This window comes from Amycolatopsis sp. EV170708-02-1 (assembly GCF_022479115.1).
Lineage (GTDB): Bacteria > Actinomycetota > Actinomycetes > Mycobacteriales > Pseudonocardiaceae > Amycolatopsis.
The window spans coordinates 775,038-791,384 of record NZ_CP092497.1; the positions used below are offsets into that span (position 1 = coordinate 775,038).

The 16,347-nt window shown below is 70.4% G+C and carries 15 protein-coding genes; 1 reads left to right on the plus strand and 14 read right to left on the minus strand.

Annotated features, from left to right (window positions below):
- Positions 1–7 precede the first annotated feature (7 nt).
- From MJQ72_RS03305 to MJQ72_RS03355, 11 genes are all read right to left on the minus strand, one after another.
- Positions 8–586 (minus strand): acireductone dioxygenase, encoded by a 579-nt coding sequence (locus MJQ72_RS03305; protein ID WP_240597521.1) that lies wholly within the window; start codon positions 584–586, stop codon positions 8–10.
- Complete coding sequence (gene mtnB, locus MJQ72_RS03310; protein ID WP_037343883.1) at positions 583–1,215, minus strand: methylthioribulose 1-phosphate dehydratase; 633 nt, start codon at positions 1,213–1,215, stop codon at positions 583–585. The genes MJQ72_RS03305 and mtnB overlap by 4 nt, the downstream gene beginning before the upstream one ends.
- Positions 1,212–1,928: an acireductone synthase gene (gene mtnC / locus MJQ72_RS03315; RefSeq protein WP_240597523.1), complete on the minus strand. Its 717-nt coding sequence runs from the start codon at positions 1,926–1,928 to the stop codon at positions 1,212–1,214. Before mtnC ends, mtnB begins: the two co-directional genes overlap by 4 nt.
- Positions 1,925–2,935 carry a methylthioribose-1-phosphate isomerase gene (locus tag MJQ72_RS03320; protein ID WP_240601244.1) on the minus strand — a complete coding sequence of 337 codons (1,011 nt, stop codon included), beginning with the start codon at positions 2,933–2,935 and terminating at the stop codon, positions 1,925–1,927. Before MJQ72_RS03320 ends, mtnC begins: the two co-directional genes overlap by 4 nt.
- Positions 2,935–4,065, minus strand: a complete 1,131-nt coding sequence (locus MJQ72_RS03325) for an acyl-CoA dehydrogenase family protein (protein ID WP_240597525.1) — start codon at positions 4,063–4,065, stop codon at positions 2,935–2,937. The genes MJQ72_RS03320 and MJQ72_RS03325 overlap by 1 nt, the downstream gene beginning before the upstream one ends.
- Positions 4,062–4,790, minus strand: a complete 729-nt coding sequence (locus MJQ72_RS03330; RefSeq protein ID WP_240597527.1) for a nucleoside phosphorylase — start codon at positions 4,788–4,790, stop codon at positions 4,062–4,064. The genes MJQ72_RS03325 and MJQ72_RS03330 overlap by 4 nt, the downstream gene beginning before the upstream one ends.
- Positions 4,787–5,644, minus strand: a complete 858-nt coding sequence (locus MJQ72_RS03335; protein WP_240597530.1) for an ABC transporter permease — start codon at positions 5,642–5,644, stop codon at positions 4,787–4,789. Before MJQ72_RS03335 ends, MJQ72_RS03330 begins: the two co-directional genes overlap by 4 nt.
- Entirely contained in the window at positions 5,641–6,645 is a 1,005-nt protein-coding gene (locus MJQ72_RS03340; protein WP_240597533.1) for an ABC transporter permease, read from the minus strand. Before MJQ72_RS03340 ends, MJQ72_RS03335 begins: the two co-directional genes overlap by 4 nt.
- Entirely contained in the window at positions 6,642–8,159 is a 1,518-nt protein-coding gene (locus MJQ72_RS03345) for an ABC transporter ATP-binding protein (protein ID WP_240597535.1), read from the minus strand. The genes MJQ72_RS03340 and MJQ72_RS03345 overlap by 4 nt, the downstream gene beginning before the upstream one ends.
- Entirely contained in the window at positions 8,140–9,177 is a 1,038-nt protein-coding gene (locus MJQ72_RS03350; protein WP_240597537.1) for a BMP family ABC transporter substrate-binding protein, read from the minus strand. Before MJQ72_RS03350 ends, MJQ72_RS03345 begins: the two co-directional genes overlap by 20 nt.
- 68 nt (positions 9,178–9,245) lie before the next feature.
- Positions 9,246–10,814 (minus strand): metallophosphoesterase family protein, encoded by a 1,569-nt coding sequence (locus MJQ72_RS03355; RefSeq protein ID WP_240597540.1) that lies wholly within the window; start codon positions 10,812–10,814, stop codon positions 9,246–9,248.
- Between the two features lie 309 nt (positions 10,815–11,123).
- On the opposite strand from MJQ72_RS03355, the gene MJQ72_RS03360 reads away from it, so the two are divergent.
- Positions 11,124–12,377: an HNH endonuclease signature motif containing protein gene (locus MJQ72_RS03360; protein ID WP_240597543.1), complete on the plus strand. Its 1,254-nt coding sequence runs from the start codon at positions 11,124–11,126 to the stop codon at positions 12,375–12,377.
- 430 nt (positions 12,378–12,807) lie between these two features.
- Here the strand turns inward: MJQ72_RS03360 and MJQ72_RS03365 are convergent, their stop codons facing one another.
- From MJQ72_RS03365 to MJQ72_RS03375, 3 genes are all read right to left on the minus strand, one after another.
- Positions 12,808–14,175 carry a replication-associated recombination protein A gene (locus MJQ72_RS03365; protein ID WP_240597545.1) on the minus strand — a complete coding sequence of 456 codons (1,368 nt, stop codon included), beginning with the start codon at positions 14,173–14,175 and terminating at the stop codon, positions 12,808–12,810.
- Between the two features lie 43 nt (positions 14,176–14,218).
- The gene (locus tag MJQ72_RS03370) at positions 14,219–15,067 is read right to left on the minus strand and encodes an SGNH/GDSL hydrolase family protein (protein ID WP_240597548.1); all 849 of its coding nucleotides are present in this window, start codon (positions 15,065–15,067) and stop codon (positions 14,219–14,221) included.
- A gap of 75 nt (positions 15,068–15,142) precedes the next feature.
- Positions 15,143–16,330, minus strand: coding sequence for a phosphotransferase (locus MJQ72_RS03375; protein WP_240597550.1), 1,188 nt, complete (start codon positions 16,328–16,330; stop codon positions 15,143–15,145).
- Positions 16,331–16,347: the final 17 nt, after the last annotated feature.

Consider the following 16,347-nt stretch of genomic DNA (forward strand, 5'->3'; position numbering starts at 1 on the left):
CAAGCGCTCAGTAACGCCCGGCGGTGAGCTCGTCGAAGCCCGGGAAGTCCCCCGCGAGCGTCGCGCCGGTGAAGTTGCCGACCCAGCCGCCGTCGTCGTGGAAGAACCGGATGGACACGTAGTCGGGCCGCGTCCCCATGTCGAACCAGTGCGTGGTGTTCGCGGGCACGCTCAGCAGGTCCCCCGCCTCGCACAGCACCGCGTACACCTTGCCCCCGACGTGCAGGTAGAACACGCCGGACCCGCGCGCGAAGAAGCGGTCTTCGTCATCGTCGTGGGTGTGCTCGGCGAGGAACTTCTGCCGGGCTTCGGCGGCCGTGGCCGCCCAGCCGGGCTCGTCGGACGGGGTCATGCGCACGGCGTCCACGAAGGTGTAGCCCTCGGCCGCCGAGACCTTGGCGATCGGCTCCTCGTAGGCGGCCAGCACCTGCTCGGGCGTCACTTCGCGCGGCAGGCCGGGCACGAGGTCCCACCGGTCGAAGCGGACACCGAGCCGCCCCAGTTCCCCGGTGATCACGGCCGGATCCTCGGTCCTGAGCGCGATCTCGCCGGGCCGGTCGTCCGGCCATACGGTCAGCAGGGTCATCGCACTCCCCTTTCTTCACCCACGAGTCTTGTCTCTACCCGGAACCGGAGCAACCACTCCAAACATTCCAGGCGATGACGCGCGTGGCGCAGGTCATCTCCCCAGACGTAGATCCCGTGCCGCGCGACGATCACCGCCGGCGTGTCCGCCCGGAACCCCGCCTCGAACGCGTCGCCGAGGACCCGCATGTCCTGGCCGTTGGCGATCACCGGGATGGTCACCAGGTCGTCGTGCGCGGCGCGGCCGAAACCCTTGAGCATCTCCAGGTCGCGCAGTTCGACACCGTCCGGCCAGTGCTCGGCGGCCACCACCGGCGCGAGCGCGTGCACGTGGATCACCGCGCCCGCGCCCGACACCGCCGCGATCCGGGCGTGCAGCCCGGCCTCGGCCGACGGCACCTTGTCCGGATGCGGCTGGTCGGCGACGGCGAGCCCGTCCTCGCCGACCACCACGACGTCGTCGCTGGTCAGCTCGCCTTTGTCCCGTCCGCTGACGGTGACGGCGACCCGCAGCGGGTCGCGTCCGAGCACCACCGAGAGGTTGCCGGACGTGCCCCGCATCCAGCCCAGCCCGGCGAACCGGGCGGACTCCTCGGCCAGCGCGCGTCCGGCGAGTTCCAGCACACTCATCGAGGAACGACCTTGATCTCGTCGAACGTCCGGATGGTCCGGTGTGTCCCGAAATCGGCGTCGCCGAACGGTTCACCCTCGCGGGCGAGCCCGACGGTCTGCCAGCCGTCGGCCGCCGCCCCGTCGAGTTCGGCCGGGACGTCGGAGAAGAACACGACGTCGCCCGGCTCCGCCTCCAGCGCGGAGGCGATCGCGCGGTAGGACGGCGCCTCGCGCTTCGGCCCGGCGTTGACGGTGTCGAAATGCTTCTCGAACAGGCCGGTGACGTCGCCGTCGGTGGTCCGCGAGAACGACGCGATCTGCCCGGCGACCGAACCGGACGAGAACACCGCGAGCCGCAGCCCCGCCTCGTGCCACGACCGCAGTGCCGGGGCGACGTCGCCGAAGAACTCCGTCGTGAGGTCGCCCTCGGCGTACCCGCGCTGCCAGATGAGCCCCTGCAACGTCTTCAGCGGCGCGATCTTCCGATCCGCGTCCATCCAGCCGTGCAGCACCCGCACGATGTCCACTGTGGACGCGTCGGCCGGGAGCCCGCCGAGTTCCTTGATCTCGGCGACAGCGCCGACGACTTCGGGGTCCTCCGGGTGGTCGTCGATCCACGGGCCCAGCCGCGGCCGCGCGTAGTCGTAGAGGGTCACGTGCACGTAGCTGGTGGCGGTCAGCGTGCCCTCGATGTCGAGGACCACCCAACGGGCGGTCAGCGTTGCGGTCACTGGTTCGCTTCCCCTTCTGCGTAGTACTCGCGGAGCCGTCCGGGCTCGAAGGCCCCGCGGTCGGTCACCACCGTGGTCACGAAACGCGGTGGTGTCACGTCGAAAGCCGGATAGTGCCCCCGGACGCGTTCGCTCGCGACGCGGTGGCCGAGCGCGCTCAGCACCTCGTCGCCGTCGCGGTATTCGATCGGCACGTCGGCGCCGGTCGGCGTGGCCTGGTCGGGTGCCTGGACCATCGCGTGGAACGGCACGCCGAACGCCTCCGCCGCCACCGCGAGCCCCAGGGTGCCGATCTTGTTGACGACGTGACCGTCCATGGTCACGCGGTCGGCCGCGGTCACCAGCGCGCCGACCTCGCCGGAGGACAGCACCGCGGCGCCCATCCCGTCGGTGATCAGCCGGGTGTCGGCGCCCATCTCGGCGAGCGTCTCGGCGGTCAGCCGCGCGCCCTGCAGGTACGGCCGGGTTTCCGTGCAGAAGAAGGAGAACTCCTTGTTCCGCCGCCGCGCGGCGAGCACGAATTCGACGAGGTACAGATCCGCCCAGCAATGCGTCAGCACGGTCGCCCCGTCCGGCACCAGCGCGGCCGCGTGTTCGCCGAGCGCGCGGCTACGCGAACGGTATAACTCGTCACCCGCCCGTGCCCCGGCCGTCGCGGCCTCGACGAGGTCGCCCGCCGCTTTGTCCACTTCGGACAGTACGGCGGCGACGGCCTTGCGCAGGTGGTTGTTCGTCTTGCGGGTCGCGACGATCCGCTCCCCCATCCGGTCCAGATACGCGCGAGGGTCGGCGAACCCGGACGCCTCACGGGCGGCAAGCACCATCGCGCCGAGCGCGGCGAAATACGGCCCGGACGACTGCGTGACCATGTCTTCGATGGCCACCGCGACCTCTTCCGAGGTCCGGCACAGCACCCATTCCCGCTCGAACGGGAAGACCCGGCGGTCGAGGATGTGCACGCCTTCGTCGTCGAGGCGGACGCTTTCGGCGAGGATCGGCAGCGTCATCAGCTGTACCCCGAAAGGCACGGCGGGATCCCGTTGAGGAAGTGGTCGCCGACCTCCCGCGCCTTGTATGTCACGGGATCGTGCAGGGTCAGCGTGCGGGCGTTGCGCCAGAAGCGGTCGAAGCCGTACTTCGTCGCCGTGGCCCGCGCGCCGGTGAACTCGAAGACCTTGCTGGTGGTTTCGACCGCGGCCCGGCTCGCCACGATCTTCGCCGACGAAATGGCGATCGCCGCTTCGGCGCGCTCGGCCGGGGTCAGGTCGAAGCCGCGTTCGTCGGCCTCGCCGAGCGCGGAAACCGCGGCGTCGACGGCGAATCCGGCCGCTCGCGCCGTCGCGACCAGCTCACCGTAGCCCGCCAGTGTGTACGGATCCTGGGCCGCTTTGTCCACATCGGACAGTGTCCAGGGCCGGGCGGTCTCCCGCGTGTAGACGGCCGCCGCGTCGAGCGCGCCGAACGCGAGGCCGACGTACACCTGCGCGAGCATGAGCTGGAACCCGATCGCCGCCAGGGAAATGCGGGGCACCTTCGGATCGGACTGGTCTTCCGGCTGGGCGCCGAGCACGTCGTCGCGAGCGACACGGACGGCCTCGAACCGCACCGCGCCACTCGCGGTGAGCCGCTGGCCGATGTTGTCCCACTCACCGGGGAAGGTGATCCCGTCGGCCCGCGCGTCGACGACGAAGGTCAGCTTCTCGCCGTTGTCGGTCCTGGTCGCGCTGACCACCAGACGGTCGGCGACGGCCGCGCCGGTCGCGAAGGTCTTGGTGCCCTCGACGGTGAACCCGCCGTCGACCGGGGTCAGCAGGAGGGCTGCGTCGAGCGGGTTGCTCACGCCCGCCCAGAACCAGCCCGGTTCGCTCGCCGCACGCGGCCCGAACAGGCCGGTGCGCCAGAGCTGCAGGTAGTGATAGCCGAGCAGATGGCCGACCGACGCGTCCGCGGCGGAGACGATCCGGGTGGCCTCGTTCGCGGCCGCCCACCCGGCGGTGTCGAGCAGGGGCAGCAGCCCGGACTCGCGCAGCAAGCCGACCTCCTGCACCGGGAGACGTCCGGCGAGGTCCCGCTCGGCCGCGTCCGCCGTCAGGGTGTTCGCCAGCTCGTGAGCCGCCTTGCGCCACACTTCGGTCATTCCGCCCCTTCCACGTCGATGAGAGCGTCGAGGGCGACACGAGTTGCCCTCGCCACCCCCTCGGCCACGACGTCGCGGTGCGGGTCGTAGGCCGACGGGTCGGGGTGCTCGGGCCGCGCGTCGCCGTCGATCACGAGCACACCACCGGCCCGCAGGCCGCGCAATGCCGCGAACACCAGCAACGTGGAGAGTTCCATCTCAATGGCGATCACCCGTGCGGCCAGGTACTCGCTCATCGGGAGGGTGAGCACCAGCGGGCTGAACGCGGCCCGCGTCCACACCACGCCGCGGTGCGCCTCCGGTGCCGCGCGGCTCAGCGCCACGACGAGCTCCGGGGTGGCGAACGCCGGGTACTCCGGATGGATGAGCTGCTGGGTGACGCCGTCGTCGCGGACCGCCGCCTCGGCGATGACGAGGTCGCCATCGACGATCCCCTCGGCCAGGGAGCCGGCGGTACCGAGGCGCAGGAACGTACGGACGCCCGCTTCGGCCAGCTCGCCGAACTGGCACAACGCGCCCGGCCCGCCGACGCCGTGCGACGACACGACGACCGGGACCCCCTTCCAGGCTCCGGTGTAGCTGCGGTATTCGCGGTTCTGGCCGACGAGGACGGCGTTCTCCAGCGATCCGGCCACCGCGGTCGCGCGGTCGGGATCGCCCACGACCAGCGCACGCGGCGGCAGTCCGTGCCGGGAGATCTTGGTGATGGGCAGGACGTCGCTCACGCGGGCTGTCCCTTCTTGCGCTTGATATTCGACAGGAACAGCGCCACGAGCGTGACGACATAGGGTGCGGCGTCGGTGGCCTGCTGCGGCAACCCGATGCCCTGGAGCCGGAAGCCGAACGCCTCGGCGAGGCCGAAGAGCAGCGCCGCGAGCAGCACGCCGAGCGGATGCGCACGCCCCAGCATCACCGCCACGACGGCGATCCAGCCGCGACCGGCGGTCATGTTTTCGGCGAAGAGCGTCACCGAGCCCAGCGCCAGCTGCGCGCCGCCGAGACCGCACAGCGCTCCCCCGGCGAGGATCACCCCGTAGCGGTACTTGGTCACGTTGACGCCGAGGCTGGACGCGGCCTCCGGACGCTCCCCGACGCCGCGCAGCCGCAGCCCCCACGGATGCCGGTACAGCAGCACGGCGAGCGCGGGCACGGCCAGCCAGGACAGGTAGACCAGCAGCGACTGCCCCGGAATCGGGCCGAACTGGCCCAGCCCCTGCAACGACGGATCGCTGAAGGAGCCTTCGGTGCCGAAGACGGTGCGGATGAGGAAGCTCGTCAGGCCGACCGCGAGCAGGTTGCTCGCGACGCCCAGGACGATCGGGTCGCCGTCGAAGGTGATCGAGCCGATCGCGAGGATCAGCGAGTACGCCGTCGCCGCGATCACCGCCACGACGACACCGATCCAGGCGCTGCCGGTGTACCAGCTCCCGGCGACGGCGCCGAAGCAGCCGACCAGCAGCGAGCCTTCGAGGGAGATGTTGAAGACCCCGGCCCGCTGGCACAACGCGCCCGCGAGCGCGGCGAACAGGATCGGCGTCAACGCGGTGAGCGCCGAGGAGAACAGGCTCGCGTCGATCATGCGCGCCTCGCCTTCCGCTTGAAGACTCCCGAGGCCGCCGCCAGGAAGATGATCAGCACCGCCTGCAGGACCGCGGTGAGTTCGCGCGGGACCTGGGTGGCGCGTTCCATCGCGAACCCGCCGCTGGTCAGCGCGGCGAAGAAGACCGCCGCGAGCAGCGTGCCGAGCGGGCTGGCCCCGGCGAGCAGCGCCGCGAGCAGGCCGATCCAGGTGTACTGCGGCGTGATCAGCGCGCCGTCGATGAACCGGTACGGGAAACCGAGGACGGCGATCGCGCCGACCAGCCCGGCCGTCCCGCCCGAGGCGGCCAGCAGCCGCAGGGTGAGTTTCGGCCGGTCGATCCCGGCGTAGGCGGCGAACCGCGGCGCCCAGCCGGTCACCTTGGTCTCGAAACCGGCCGGGGTGCGGGCGTCGATCACCGTGTAGACCGCGATCACCGCCACCACCAGGAAGATCCCGGTCGTCACGCCGTCGATCTCGGGGAGCCGCGCGCCTTCGGTCAGTTGCGGGCTCTGCGGCAGGCTGGAGCCGGCGTCCTTCATCGGGAAACGCACCAGATACCCGGCGAGCGACATCGCCGGATAGCTCAGCAGCAGCGTGCTGATCAGCAACGGGACACCGAGCCGGTTCTCGCAGACCGCGGCCAGCGCGGCGTACGCGGCTCCGGCGATGACCCCCGCGAGCAGCGCGAGGATCACCTTGACCGGTCCGGGGCCGGGCACGTACAGGCCGACGGCGAGCGCGCTGACCGCGCCGAGCACCAGCTGTCCCTCGCCGCCGAGGTTCACCATGCCCGCGCGCAGCGGGATCGCGAGCGCCGTGGCCATCCCCGCGACCGGGACGGCGTAGGCGAGGGTGTCTCCGATGCCGTCGGGGCCGAACGCGCCGGAGACGATCGCGCCATAGGCCGCCAGCGGGTCGGTTCCGGTGGCCAGCAACAGGATCGCGCCGAGGACGAGCGCGGCGGCGACCGGCACGGCGATGAGGCGGACGCGGCTCATCCGGCGCCTCCCGCCATCGCGAGCCCGACCGTGTGCCGATCGGCGTCGTCCTTGGTGAACTCCGCGACGATCCGGCCCTCGAACAGCACCAGCACCCGGTCCGACAACGCGAGAACCTCGCTGAGCTCGGCGGAGATCAGCAGGACGGCGTGCCCGGCGTCGCGATGGGCGACGAGCCTCGCGTGGATGTTCTCGATCGCGCCGACGTCGACACCGCGGGTGGGCTGTTCGATCAGCAGGAAGGGCGCGTCGTGGGTGAGTTCGCGGCCGAAGATCGCCTTCTGCTGGTTGCCGCCGGACAGCGTGCCCATCGCGGCGGCGGGGCCGGACGCGCGGACGTCGTAGTCCTCGATGATCGTCGACGCGTGCTCGTCGATCGCCTTGCGGCGCAGGAATCCCTTACGTACCAACGGTCGTTTGCGGTGGAAGCCGACGGCCAAGTTCTCCCGGAGTCCCGCCGCGGGCGCCGATCCGACCTCCGACCGATCTTCCGGGACGTGGGCCAGCCCGGCGTCCCTCCGCGCTCGGACCGACAGCCCGCCGAGGTTCTGTCCATTGAGGACGATCGTCCCGGCGGTCTTCAAGAGGCCGGTGATGGCGCCGGAAAGCTCCGCCTGCCCGTTGCCCGCGACCCCGGCGACGCCGACGATCTCCCCGGCGCGCACGGTCAAGGACACGTTGTCCAGCAACGGTTTTCCTTCCACCCCGGGTACGGTCAGGGAACGGGCTTCGAGGACGGCGCCGCCGGGAGTCCCGGCCGGGTGGACGCGATCGAGGTCGACCTCACGCCCGGTCATCGCCTCGGCGAGCCCGGCGGCCGTCTGGTCGGCGGTGCGCCCGCGCGCGCTGACGCGGCCGTCCCGCAGCACCGTGACGTGGTCGCTGACGGCGAGGACCTCCTGGAGTTTGTGCGACACCAGCAGGATCGTGCGGTCCTCGGCGGCGAGGGCGCGCAGCACGCCGAACAGCCGCTCGGTTTCGGGCGGGGTCAGCACGGCGGTGGGTTCGTCGAGGATCAGCACTCCCGCGTCGCGGTACAGCAGTTTGAGGATCTCGACGCGCTGCCGGAGCCCGACCGGCAGGTCACGGACCCGGTCGCCGGGCCGCAGCCGCAGTTCGTGGCGTTCGATCAGCTCGGTGACGCGGGCCGTCGCCGCCTTGCGGTCCAGCAGGCCGCGACGGGTCGGTTCGCTGCCGAACACCACGTTCTCGGTGACGGTGAGTTCGCCGAACAACGCGAACCCCTGCTGCACCATGCCGACACCGGCTTCGATCGCCCGCGCGGGCGAGCCGAAGGAGACTTCCTGGCCATGCAAGGAGATCGTGCCCTCGTCGGGCCGGTGCAGACCGTAGAGCACGGACATGAGCGTCGATTTGCCCGCGCCGTTCTCCCCCATCAGGGCATGGATCTCGCCCCTGCCGACGTCGAGGTCCACGTGATCGTTCGCGAGCACTCCGGGGAACCGCTTGACGATCCCCCGGAGCGAGACGGCGTCAGGATTTGGCCGGGTCATCGACGACGATCGCGCCCGAGATGATCTGGTCCCGCAGTTCGCCGACCTTGGCCAGCACGTCGGGATGGCTCGCGACGACACACTGCGACGTCGCGGCGTCGGGCTCCAGCCCGGTCAGGGAAATGCCCTTCTCCTTGACGCCGTAGGACTTCGTCTCGCCGGTTTTGCCGCCGAGGATCGCGTCGACCCCGTCGCCGATGACCACGTTGGTACGTTTGACGACGTTGTCCACGACCTGGCCGGGGCTGGCCGGGCACTGGTTGGCGTCGACGCCGAACGCGAAGAAACCACCCTGCTTGGCCGCCTCGAACACGCCGAGGTTGCCCGCCGCGGAGGCCGCGCCCATGACCTGGTCGACGCCCTGACCGGCGAGCGTGGCGGCCAGCGCCTTCGCCCGCGCGGGATCGTTGAACGGGTTCGCGCCGCCGATGAACAGCGGCGCCAGCGTGGTGCCGGGCTTGGCCTTCTCGGCGCCCTGCCCGAACGGGATCGAGTACCGGCGGAACTGGGGCGTGTCGAGGACGACGACCGCGCCGACCTTGCCGCTCTTGCTCAGCAGCCCGGCTTCGGCGCCGGCGAGGTAGCTGCCTTCGTGCTCGCGGAACACCGCGCAGGTCACGTTCGGGAACGGTTTCGTCGTGCAGGAGTCCACGAACAGGAACTTCTGCCCGGGATTGCGCTCGGCCTCGGCCGCGATCGCGTCGGCGAAGTTGAAGCCGACGGCGACGATCACGGCGGGCTTCTCCCGCACCGCCGCCGCGAGGTTCTGCTGGATCGAGGCCGGATCGGTGCTCTGGTACACCTTCTGCGTCCCGTTGTGCTTCTTGGCCGAATCCTCGATGCCCTGGACGGCGAGCTTGAGGAAGTCGTTGACGCCGACCGGGCTCGGCGTGATCAGGACCAGCGCGGGCCCGGCGGTGTTCTGCGCGGCCGGGTCCTTGGCCGAGGCGTTGCACGCGGCGAGGAGCGTGACGGCGGAAACGGCCATGACGGCCCGCAGGAGGGTTCTCGGCGACATGTCCCGGACTGTATGTCTCCGGTCCACGATATGGCACCGAGTCCCACCATGCGGAACCGTGTAGGTCGTTATACGTCGCCAGGGTCGGCGCCGAGGGCCGCGTGCCCCGGCCGATGAAGACCGGCGGTGCGGCTGAGCGTGAACCGGTCGATCTCGGCTCCATCGTTGCGCAGGGTGCGCACGGTCAGCGTCGTCCGGCGGCCGGGCCAGGCGGGCTCGACGTCGATCGCGAGGAACGAGTATCCGGTGTAGCGCACGCGCGACCACGAGACGGTCTCGGTCACCTTCTCGCCGCCCTGGACCCAGTGATACGACTGGAACTCCCCCGCGAACGTGTCGGGCACGGGGAAGCTGTAGAGACTCTTCCCGCCGCCACCGCAGGTCGCGTACACGGTGCCGTCGCGGTCCGGCTCGACGGTGTCGCCGATCTTCACCTCACGGGTCACCTTGCCGCCGCGCAGGGCGTCGGTGCGCTCGTAGATGTGGTTGTGCCCGTTGATCACGAGATCGACCCGGTACTCGTCGAACAACGGGACCCACTGCTCGCGGACGCCGCCCTCGGACGCGTGCTGGTTGGTCGTCGAGTAGGCGCAATGGTGGAAGAACACCACGATGAAGTCGACGTCCGGCTGCGACCGCAGATACCGCAGGCGGCGTTTGAGCCACGCCGTCTGGGAGCCGTGCGAGTAGCCGAGGTTGGCGGGAATCTCGTAGGAGACGTCGTTGGCGTCGAGCGAGATCACCCCGACGTTGCCGTAGATGAAGGAGTACACGCTGGGGCAGTCGTGCGGGCCGGTGCCGGGGAAGTCCCAGCGTTTGACCTGGCCGCCGTAGCCGTCGGGCGAGTAGAGGGCCTCCATGTCGTGATTGCCGGTGGTGACCATCCACGGCACCGACGCCGCGACGCCCTCGATCTGACGGTAGTAGGCGTCCCAGACCTTGGGGTCGAAGAGATCGTGGTCCGCGTCGGGCTTGGACCCCGGCGGCTTGCCCGCGCCGCTCGGATCGGCGTACGCGATGTCGCCCGCCAGCAGGTGGAAACGCGGGTTCTGGCGCGCGACGGCGCCGTCCTGCGCGAGCGCCGTCGTCGAGACCCCCTGGTCACCGAACGCGGTGAAGGTGAACTTGCCCGCCGGGATCCCCCGCGCGGGCGCGGTGGTGAAGGTCGAGATCGCGGCGGGGCCGCCGTCGCCCGAAGCCGGGTCGAAGCCCTCATGCCCGACGGCGTACCGGTAGGTGTGGCCGGGCCAGAGATGGTCGGCCTCGGCGTGCAGGTAGTACTGGTCGTACGGCGCGATGACCCCGGCGACCTCGGAATGCAGCGCGCGGACCTCGGCCGGGATGCGGTGACTCCAGCCGCCATGCGCGTCGGCGATGCGCAGGAACGGCTTCCGCACCGGCGCGGGCACCTGCCACGCGACCCGCATCGACGTCCGCGGATTCCGGCCGAACGCGAGATGCCGCCCCGCCGGGACGACCTTGTCGCCGTCGGCATACGCGGTGCCCTGCAAGAGAAGCGGACCGGCCGCGAGGACGGCGCCCTTCAGAATCGTGCGGCGGCTGAGGAATTCGTGCTGTTCGGCCATCGTGAGACGCGAGGCCAGCGCGTCGGGAACACCGCCCCTGGGGATTTCCATGCGCGGATACTCGCCGACGGACATGTTCGGCTCGCGACGGTGAGACCAACGGGAGTGGTCGAGCTGCCCAGGGTGGGATCAAGGGGTTCTCAAGCGGGCTTTACCTTTTCGGCCTCGTGAGCTTTGTGCGCTCGCCGCATTTAGTCGACTGACTGCGGCACCACCCTTCGCATTTAGTCGGCTAAATGCGGGGGTTGCCCAAGGTGATTCGACGTTGACGACCGTTTCACTCTTCAGTGTTGTTCGCACGTTTCGCTGGTTGCTTAAAATTACGAACACGTGTTCGAATTCTTCGGGTATGATGGAGGCGTGTCCGAGACCTTCCTCCCCGAACTGCCGCAGGAACTGTGGCGCGCTGGCAAGCTGGAGCTTGCTCATGGCGTGCAGCAGTCCTTGCAGGTGATCCGGATGGCGACCGCCGCGCTGGGGCAGTTCTTGGCGGAGATCGAATCTCGGGGCGTCAAAGACTTGTACGGCCATGGCAGCACGGCCAGCTGGTTTGCGGAGATGGCGGGATTGTCCCGCGGTGAGGCCGGTGCGGTGGTGAAGCGGGCCATCGCCCTGAACCCCACCCGCGCTCTGGACGGCACCGAAGTCCCCGCCGTTGCTCCTGCCACCGCCGCGGTCGCCGCCGCGGGACTGGTCGGGAACGAGCGGATCGACCAGATCCTGGAGATCCTGAAACGACTCCCCGCCGATACCTCTGCCGAGGATCGGGCGAACGCGGAGAAGATCCTCGCCGACCTGGCCCCGAACGCCGGACCCGCACAGCTCACCAAAGCTGAGGCGAACCTGCTGGGCTGGCTCGACCCGGACGGCAAGGAACCCAAGGACCCCGAACCTAAGGAACCACGCCGCGAGATCACCCTGGAACGCCGCAAAGACGGCTTCTGGAAACTCACCGGCCTCCTCGACGACGAAACCGGTGCACGCACCGCCGCCGCCCTGGAAGCGCACGCCCAGCCACGGCCAGTCGACGAATTCGGCCAAGCCGACCTGCGGATGAAATGCGAACGCATGGGAGACGCCTGGGCCGACCTCCTCGACCTGGCCATCGCCTGCCCCGACCAACCCGGCACCAGCGGCTACCGCACCCTCGTGAACGTCACCATCGGACTCGAAGAACTCAAATCCGGCCTAGGCACTGCCTGCTTGGATTTCGTCGGGACGATGACCGCGCGGGAAGCGAGGCTCGCGGCCTGCGACTGCCTCATGCTCCCGGTCGTCATGAGCGCCTCGGGTGAGCCCCTCGATATGGGACGCCTGCGAAGATTCGTCACACCCGGCCAGAGACGTGCGTTGAACATCCGTGACGGTGGCTGCGCCTTTCCGGGTTGTCATCGGAAACCCAAGAATTGCCACGCTCATCATATCGAGCACTGGGTAGACGGCGGGCCGACGGATCTCCGGAACCTGGTCCTGCTCTGCAGCTTCCACCACCGGCTAATCCACCACGGCGACTGGGAAGTACGCATGGCCGCCGACGGCCTACCCAAGTTCATCCCACCCCAATACCGGGATCCGCTCCGACAACCCCGGCGCAACACCCTGCACCACGTATAGGCCCGAGGAGCCCGCCAGCCACCAGGCGACGGGCTCCTCGGCATGCCCGCCTACAGCCAATGCCTAGGTCCGGCCGTTCACTAGCCACCCTTCCTGACCCGACCGATCACGCACGGCTGTGTGGGCTTAAGTCCCAAAACCCACACAGCCCATCGCCAACGGGCCAGTCACGACCGAAAGAACCAGCACCCGTCAAAGGCACCCGAACCTTGATCGACGGAAGATCCGGGACACTCAACGTCCCCGATCCTCCGTTGATCAAGCCCCAGCCGCACACGACCGGACCGACCACACAACCGTGCGGAGGCCGAGCCACCCAACCGAAGATCTCCCCCTGCAAGGCGCGACAGCCGGCAGCCCGACCCGACCACCGATCCTCGCCCGGGCCCAGATCCCGCGCACCAAAGGCCCTGCCTGCCCCGAATGCGGACTAACGCTCACCGCGGATGGTTCGCCGCAGCTTCGGCACCCGCTCGTGCAATGTCCGCTCCGCCCCGCGCTGCGTCGGCTCGTAGTAGTCCCGCCCCACCAGCTCGTCCGGCGGATACTGTTGCGCCAGAACACCTTCCGGCACGTTGTGCGGATACCGGTAGCCCTTCGCGTTGCCGAGCTTCTCCGCGCCCGCGTAGTGCCCGTCACGCAGATGCGGCGGAACCGTCCCGATCCGCCCGGACCGGACATCGCTGAGCGCGGCGTCGATCCCGGTGATGACGGCGTTCGACTTCGGCGCCGTCGCCAGGTGCACGGTCGCCTGCGCCAGCGCGAGACGGCCTTCCGGCATACCGATGAACTGCACGGCGTGCGCCGCCGCGACGGCCGACTGCAACGCCGTCGGGTCGGCCATGCCGATGTCTTCGCTCGCGTGCACCACCAGCCGCCGGGCCAGGAACCGCGGGTCCTCCCCCGCCTCGATCATCCGCGCCAGGTAATGCAACGCGGCGTCCACGTCCGACCCGCGGATCGATTTGATGAACGCGCTGATGACGTCGTAGTGCTGGTCGCCGTCGCGGTCGTAGCGCACCGCCGCCTTGTCCACTGTGGACTCGACGATGGCGAGATCGATCGTCTTGGCCTCGGTCGCGCTCGCCGCGTCGGCCGCCGCTTCCAGCGCGGTGAGCGCTCGCCGCGCGTCGCCGGAGGCCAGCCGCACCAGATGGTCCCGCGCGTCCTCGGTCAGGGTGAGTTCGCCGCCGAGACCGCGTTCGTCGGCCAGCGCGCGCTCGATCAGCTCGACGATGTCGGCGTCGGTCAGCGGCCGCAGCTGCAGCACCAGCGACCGCGAGAGCAGCGGCGAGACCACCGAGAACGACGGGTTCTCCGTGGTGGCGGCCACGAGCAGCACCGTTCGGTCCTCCACCGCGCCGAGCAGGGCGTCCTGCTGGGTCTTGGAGAACCGGTGGACCTCGTCGATGAACAGCACGGTGTTCTCGGCGTTGTAGTTCCGGCGGCGGCGGGCTTCTTCGATGACCCCGCGCACCTCCTTCACCCCGGCCGACAGCGCCGACATCGCCACGAACCGGCGGCCGGTCGCGGCCGAGACGAGGTTCGCCAGCGTGGTCTTGCCGGTTCCCGGCGGGCCGTAGAGCAGCACGGAAGCGGGGGCCGCGCCTTCGACGAGCCGCCGCAGCGGCGCGCCCTCACGCAGCAGGTGCTGCTGGCCGACGACCTCGTCGAGCGACCGCGGCCGCATCCGCACCGCCAGCGGCGAGCCCGCTGGAACAGCGACGTCCCTCGGCTCGGCCGGCTCCGGCGGCGGACCGAGGTCGGGGTTCACGGTGAAGAGTTCGTCCTGTGCCACGGTGTCGACGGTAGCCGTACCCACCGACGGTTCCGGCCACAGGTCAGCGCAGCCGCTCCCGGAACGAATGCCACATGATCACGGCCGCGTACGGCACGAACTCGCGGCCCCGCCGCCACACCCACGGGATGCCCTTGAGCACCAGCCAGCCGACGTGCCCGGCGGTACTCGGCTCCACGCCTCCCGAGCAGGTCAGGCTCACCGGCCGCGGCACCGCGAACCCGGCCTCGGCGAGCCGTTCGGTGAACCCGGCCGCCAGCATCCGGTGCCCGAGTTCCGACGGGTGCAGCCGGTCGACGCTCCACGCGGTGAGGTCGTAGGCGCCGGGCAGCAGTTCGAGGTCGAGGCACGGCACGCCCTCGCGTTCGACGACCCCGTCGATGGCGGCGTTCAGCTCGGCCACCCGCTGGCTCAACGCGCGCCGCAGCGACTGCGGGAGGCGGAACACCTTCCCGTGGTCGTGGTAGCGCACCGGGACCACGACGGTGCCGACCGCGGCCAGCGAACGGATCACCTCGGTGAGGTCCGCGGCGATCTTCTCGGCGCTGAAATCGGGGCGCAGCGTGTCGTTCATACCCGCCACCACCAGCGCGACGTCCGGCCGGTGCGCCACGGCCTCCGGAAGCTGCTTGGTCAGCACGCAGCCCATGCGCGCTCCGGTGAACGACGGGTTCAGGTAGCCGTCCGGCTCGACGCCGAGCGCGTCGGCGACGAGCGGGCCGACCCCGCGCCAGCCGCCCCGGTCCGGCAGCGGGTCGCCGAGGCCCACGGCCGTGGAATCGCCGAGCACGACCAGTCTGCGAGCGGACCGCGGGACGGCCGGTGCGGGAGGAAGGAGGGGTTCGGGACTCGGAGTGACTTCGACACTGATCACGGTCACGGTAGCCACCATCGGCCACGCAGACTCACCCGTGGTGATGCCTGGGTAACGCGGCGAGGACGGTCGAGCGAAAAGTCCGTGCGGCGGTTACCGGAAGGCCGGATAGAACGCGAGGTCGGCGTGCGGCCCGAGCCTGGCGCCGAGGGCCGCGGCGACCCGGGTGGCGTGCTCGGAGATATGCGTCAGCCGGGCACGCAGCGAGTGTTTGGCCAGCTCACGCCACCAGGTGACCAGCGCGGCCTCCCGGCTGATCGGCGTGGCGTGCCGGTCCAGATCCAGCTCCGGGAGGATCTCCCAGGTGAGGACCCACAGCAGGAGCAGCTGACCGTCCATCAGGTGCTCGGCCAGCGCGTCCTCGTCGGCGAGCCCCGGCCAGACCGAGACGACCTCGGATCGCCAGGCCGCGATCATCGCCTCGCTCATCCCCGGCGGCAGGGCCAGCGCGTCCGCGCTCGACGCGAACGGGAGCCGCAGGTACGCCACGTCCATCAGGGTGCTGCGCACCCGGCCGCGTTCGAAGTCGAGGAACCGCACTCCGCCACTGGTCACGAGGTTGTTGTCCGGGCTGAGGTCGACGGGGCTGAACGCTCGGTACGACGGCGCGCCCGCCCGCCCGGCGACCTCCATGACCCGCTGTTGCACCGGCTCCGGCGTCTCGACGTCGAGCACTTCCTCCAGCAGTCCCGGCAGCTGCGCGCAGACCGCGGGCAGCGGCGCGTCCTCGTTCTTGACCGGACCGCCCAGACGGCGCAGCAGCGCGTTGAAATCGGGCTCGCGGCTCGCGGTGGTCGCGTGCAGCCTGCCCAGCGACCGCGCCCAGGACAGCAGCGCTCGTTCGGCGCCGCGGGCGTCACGGGCGTGGAGCTTGTCGTGCAGTGTCGGGACGCCGCCGAGGTCCTCGATCACCAGCACCCGGTCCCGGCCGTCGTGGGCCAGCAGTTCCGGGCACATCCGGTCCTCCGGCGCGAGCGCGGTGAACAGCTGGTAGCTGACCGCCTCCTGCGCGAACGGATCGGGCCGTCCCGGTTCGGGTGGATCGGGGTAGTGCTTGATGACCAGGGTGCGCGGCAGCGCGAACGGCGACGACGCCACCCGCGCCCGCACGACCGTGGCCGGGCCGCTGCCGGCGAGGTCTTCGGGGGCGACGAGGGTGATCGCGCTGCCGAATCGGCGCGTGAGGACCGACTCGCCGGCGGCGACCGCGGCCGCGACGGCGAGGGTTTCGGCTCCAGCTCCGACGGTCGAATCGTCGGCAGAGGAGGTATCGACTGTCATTGCCACCGACCCTACTC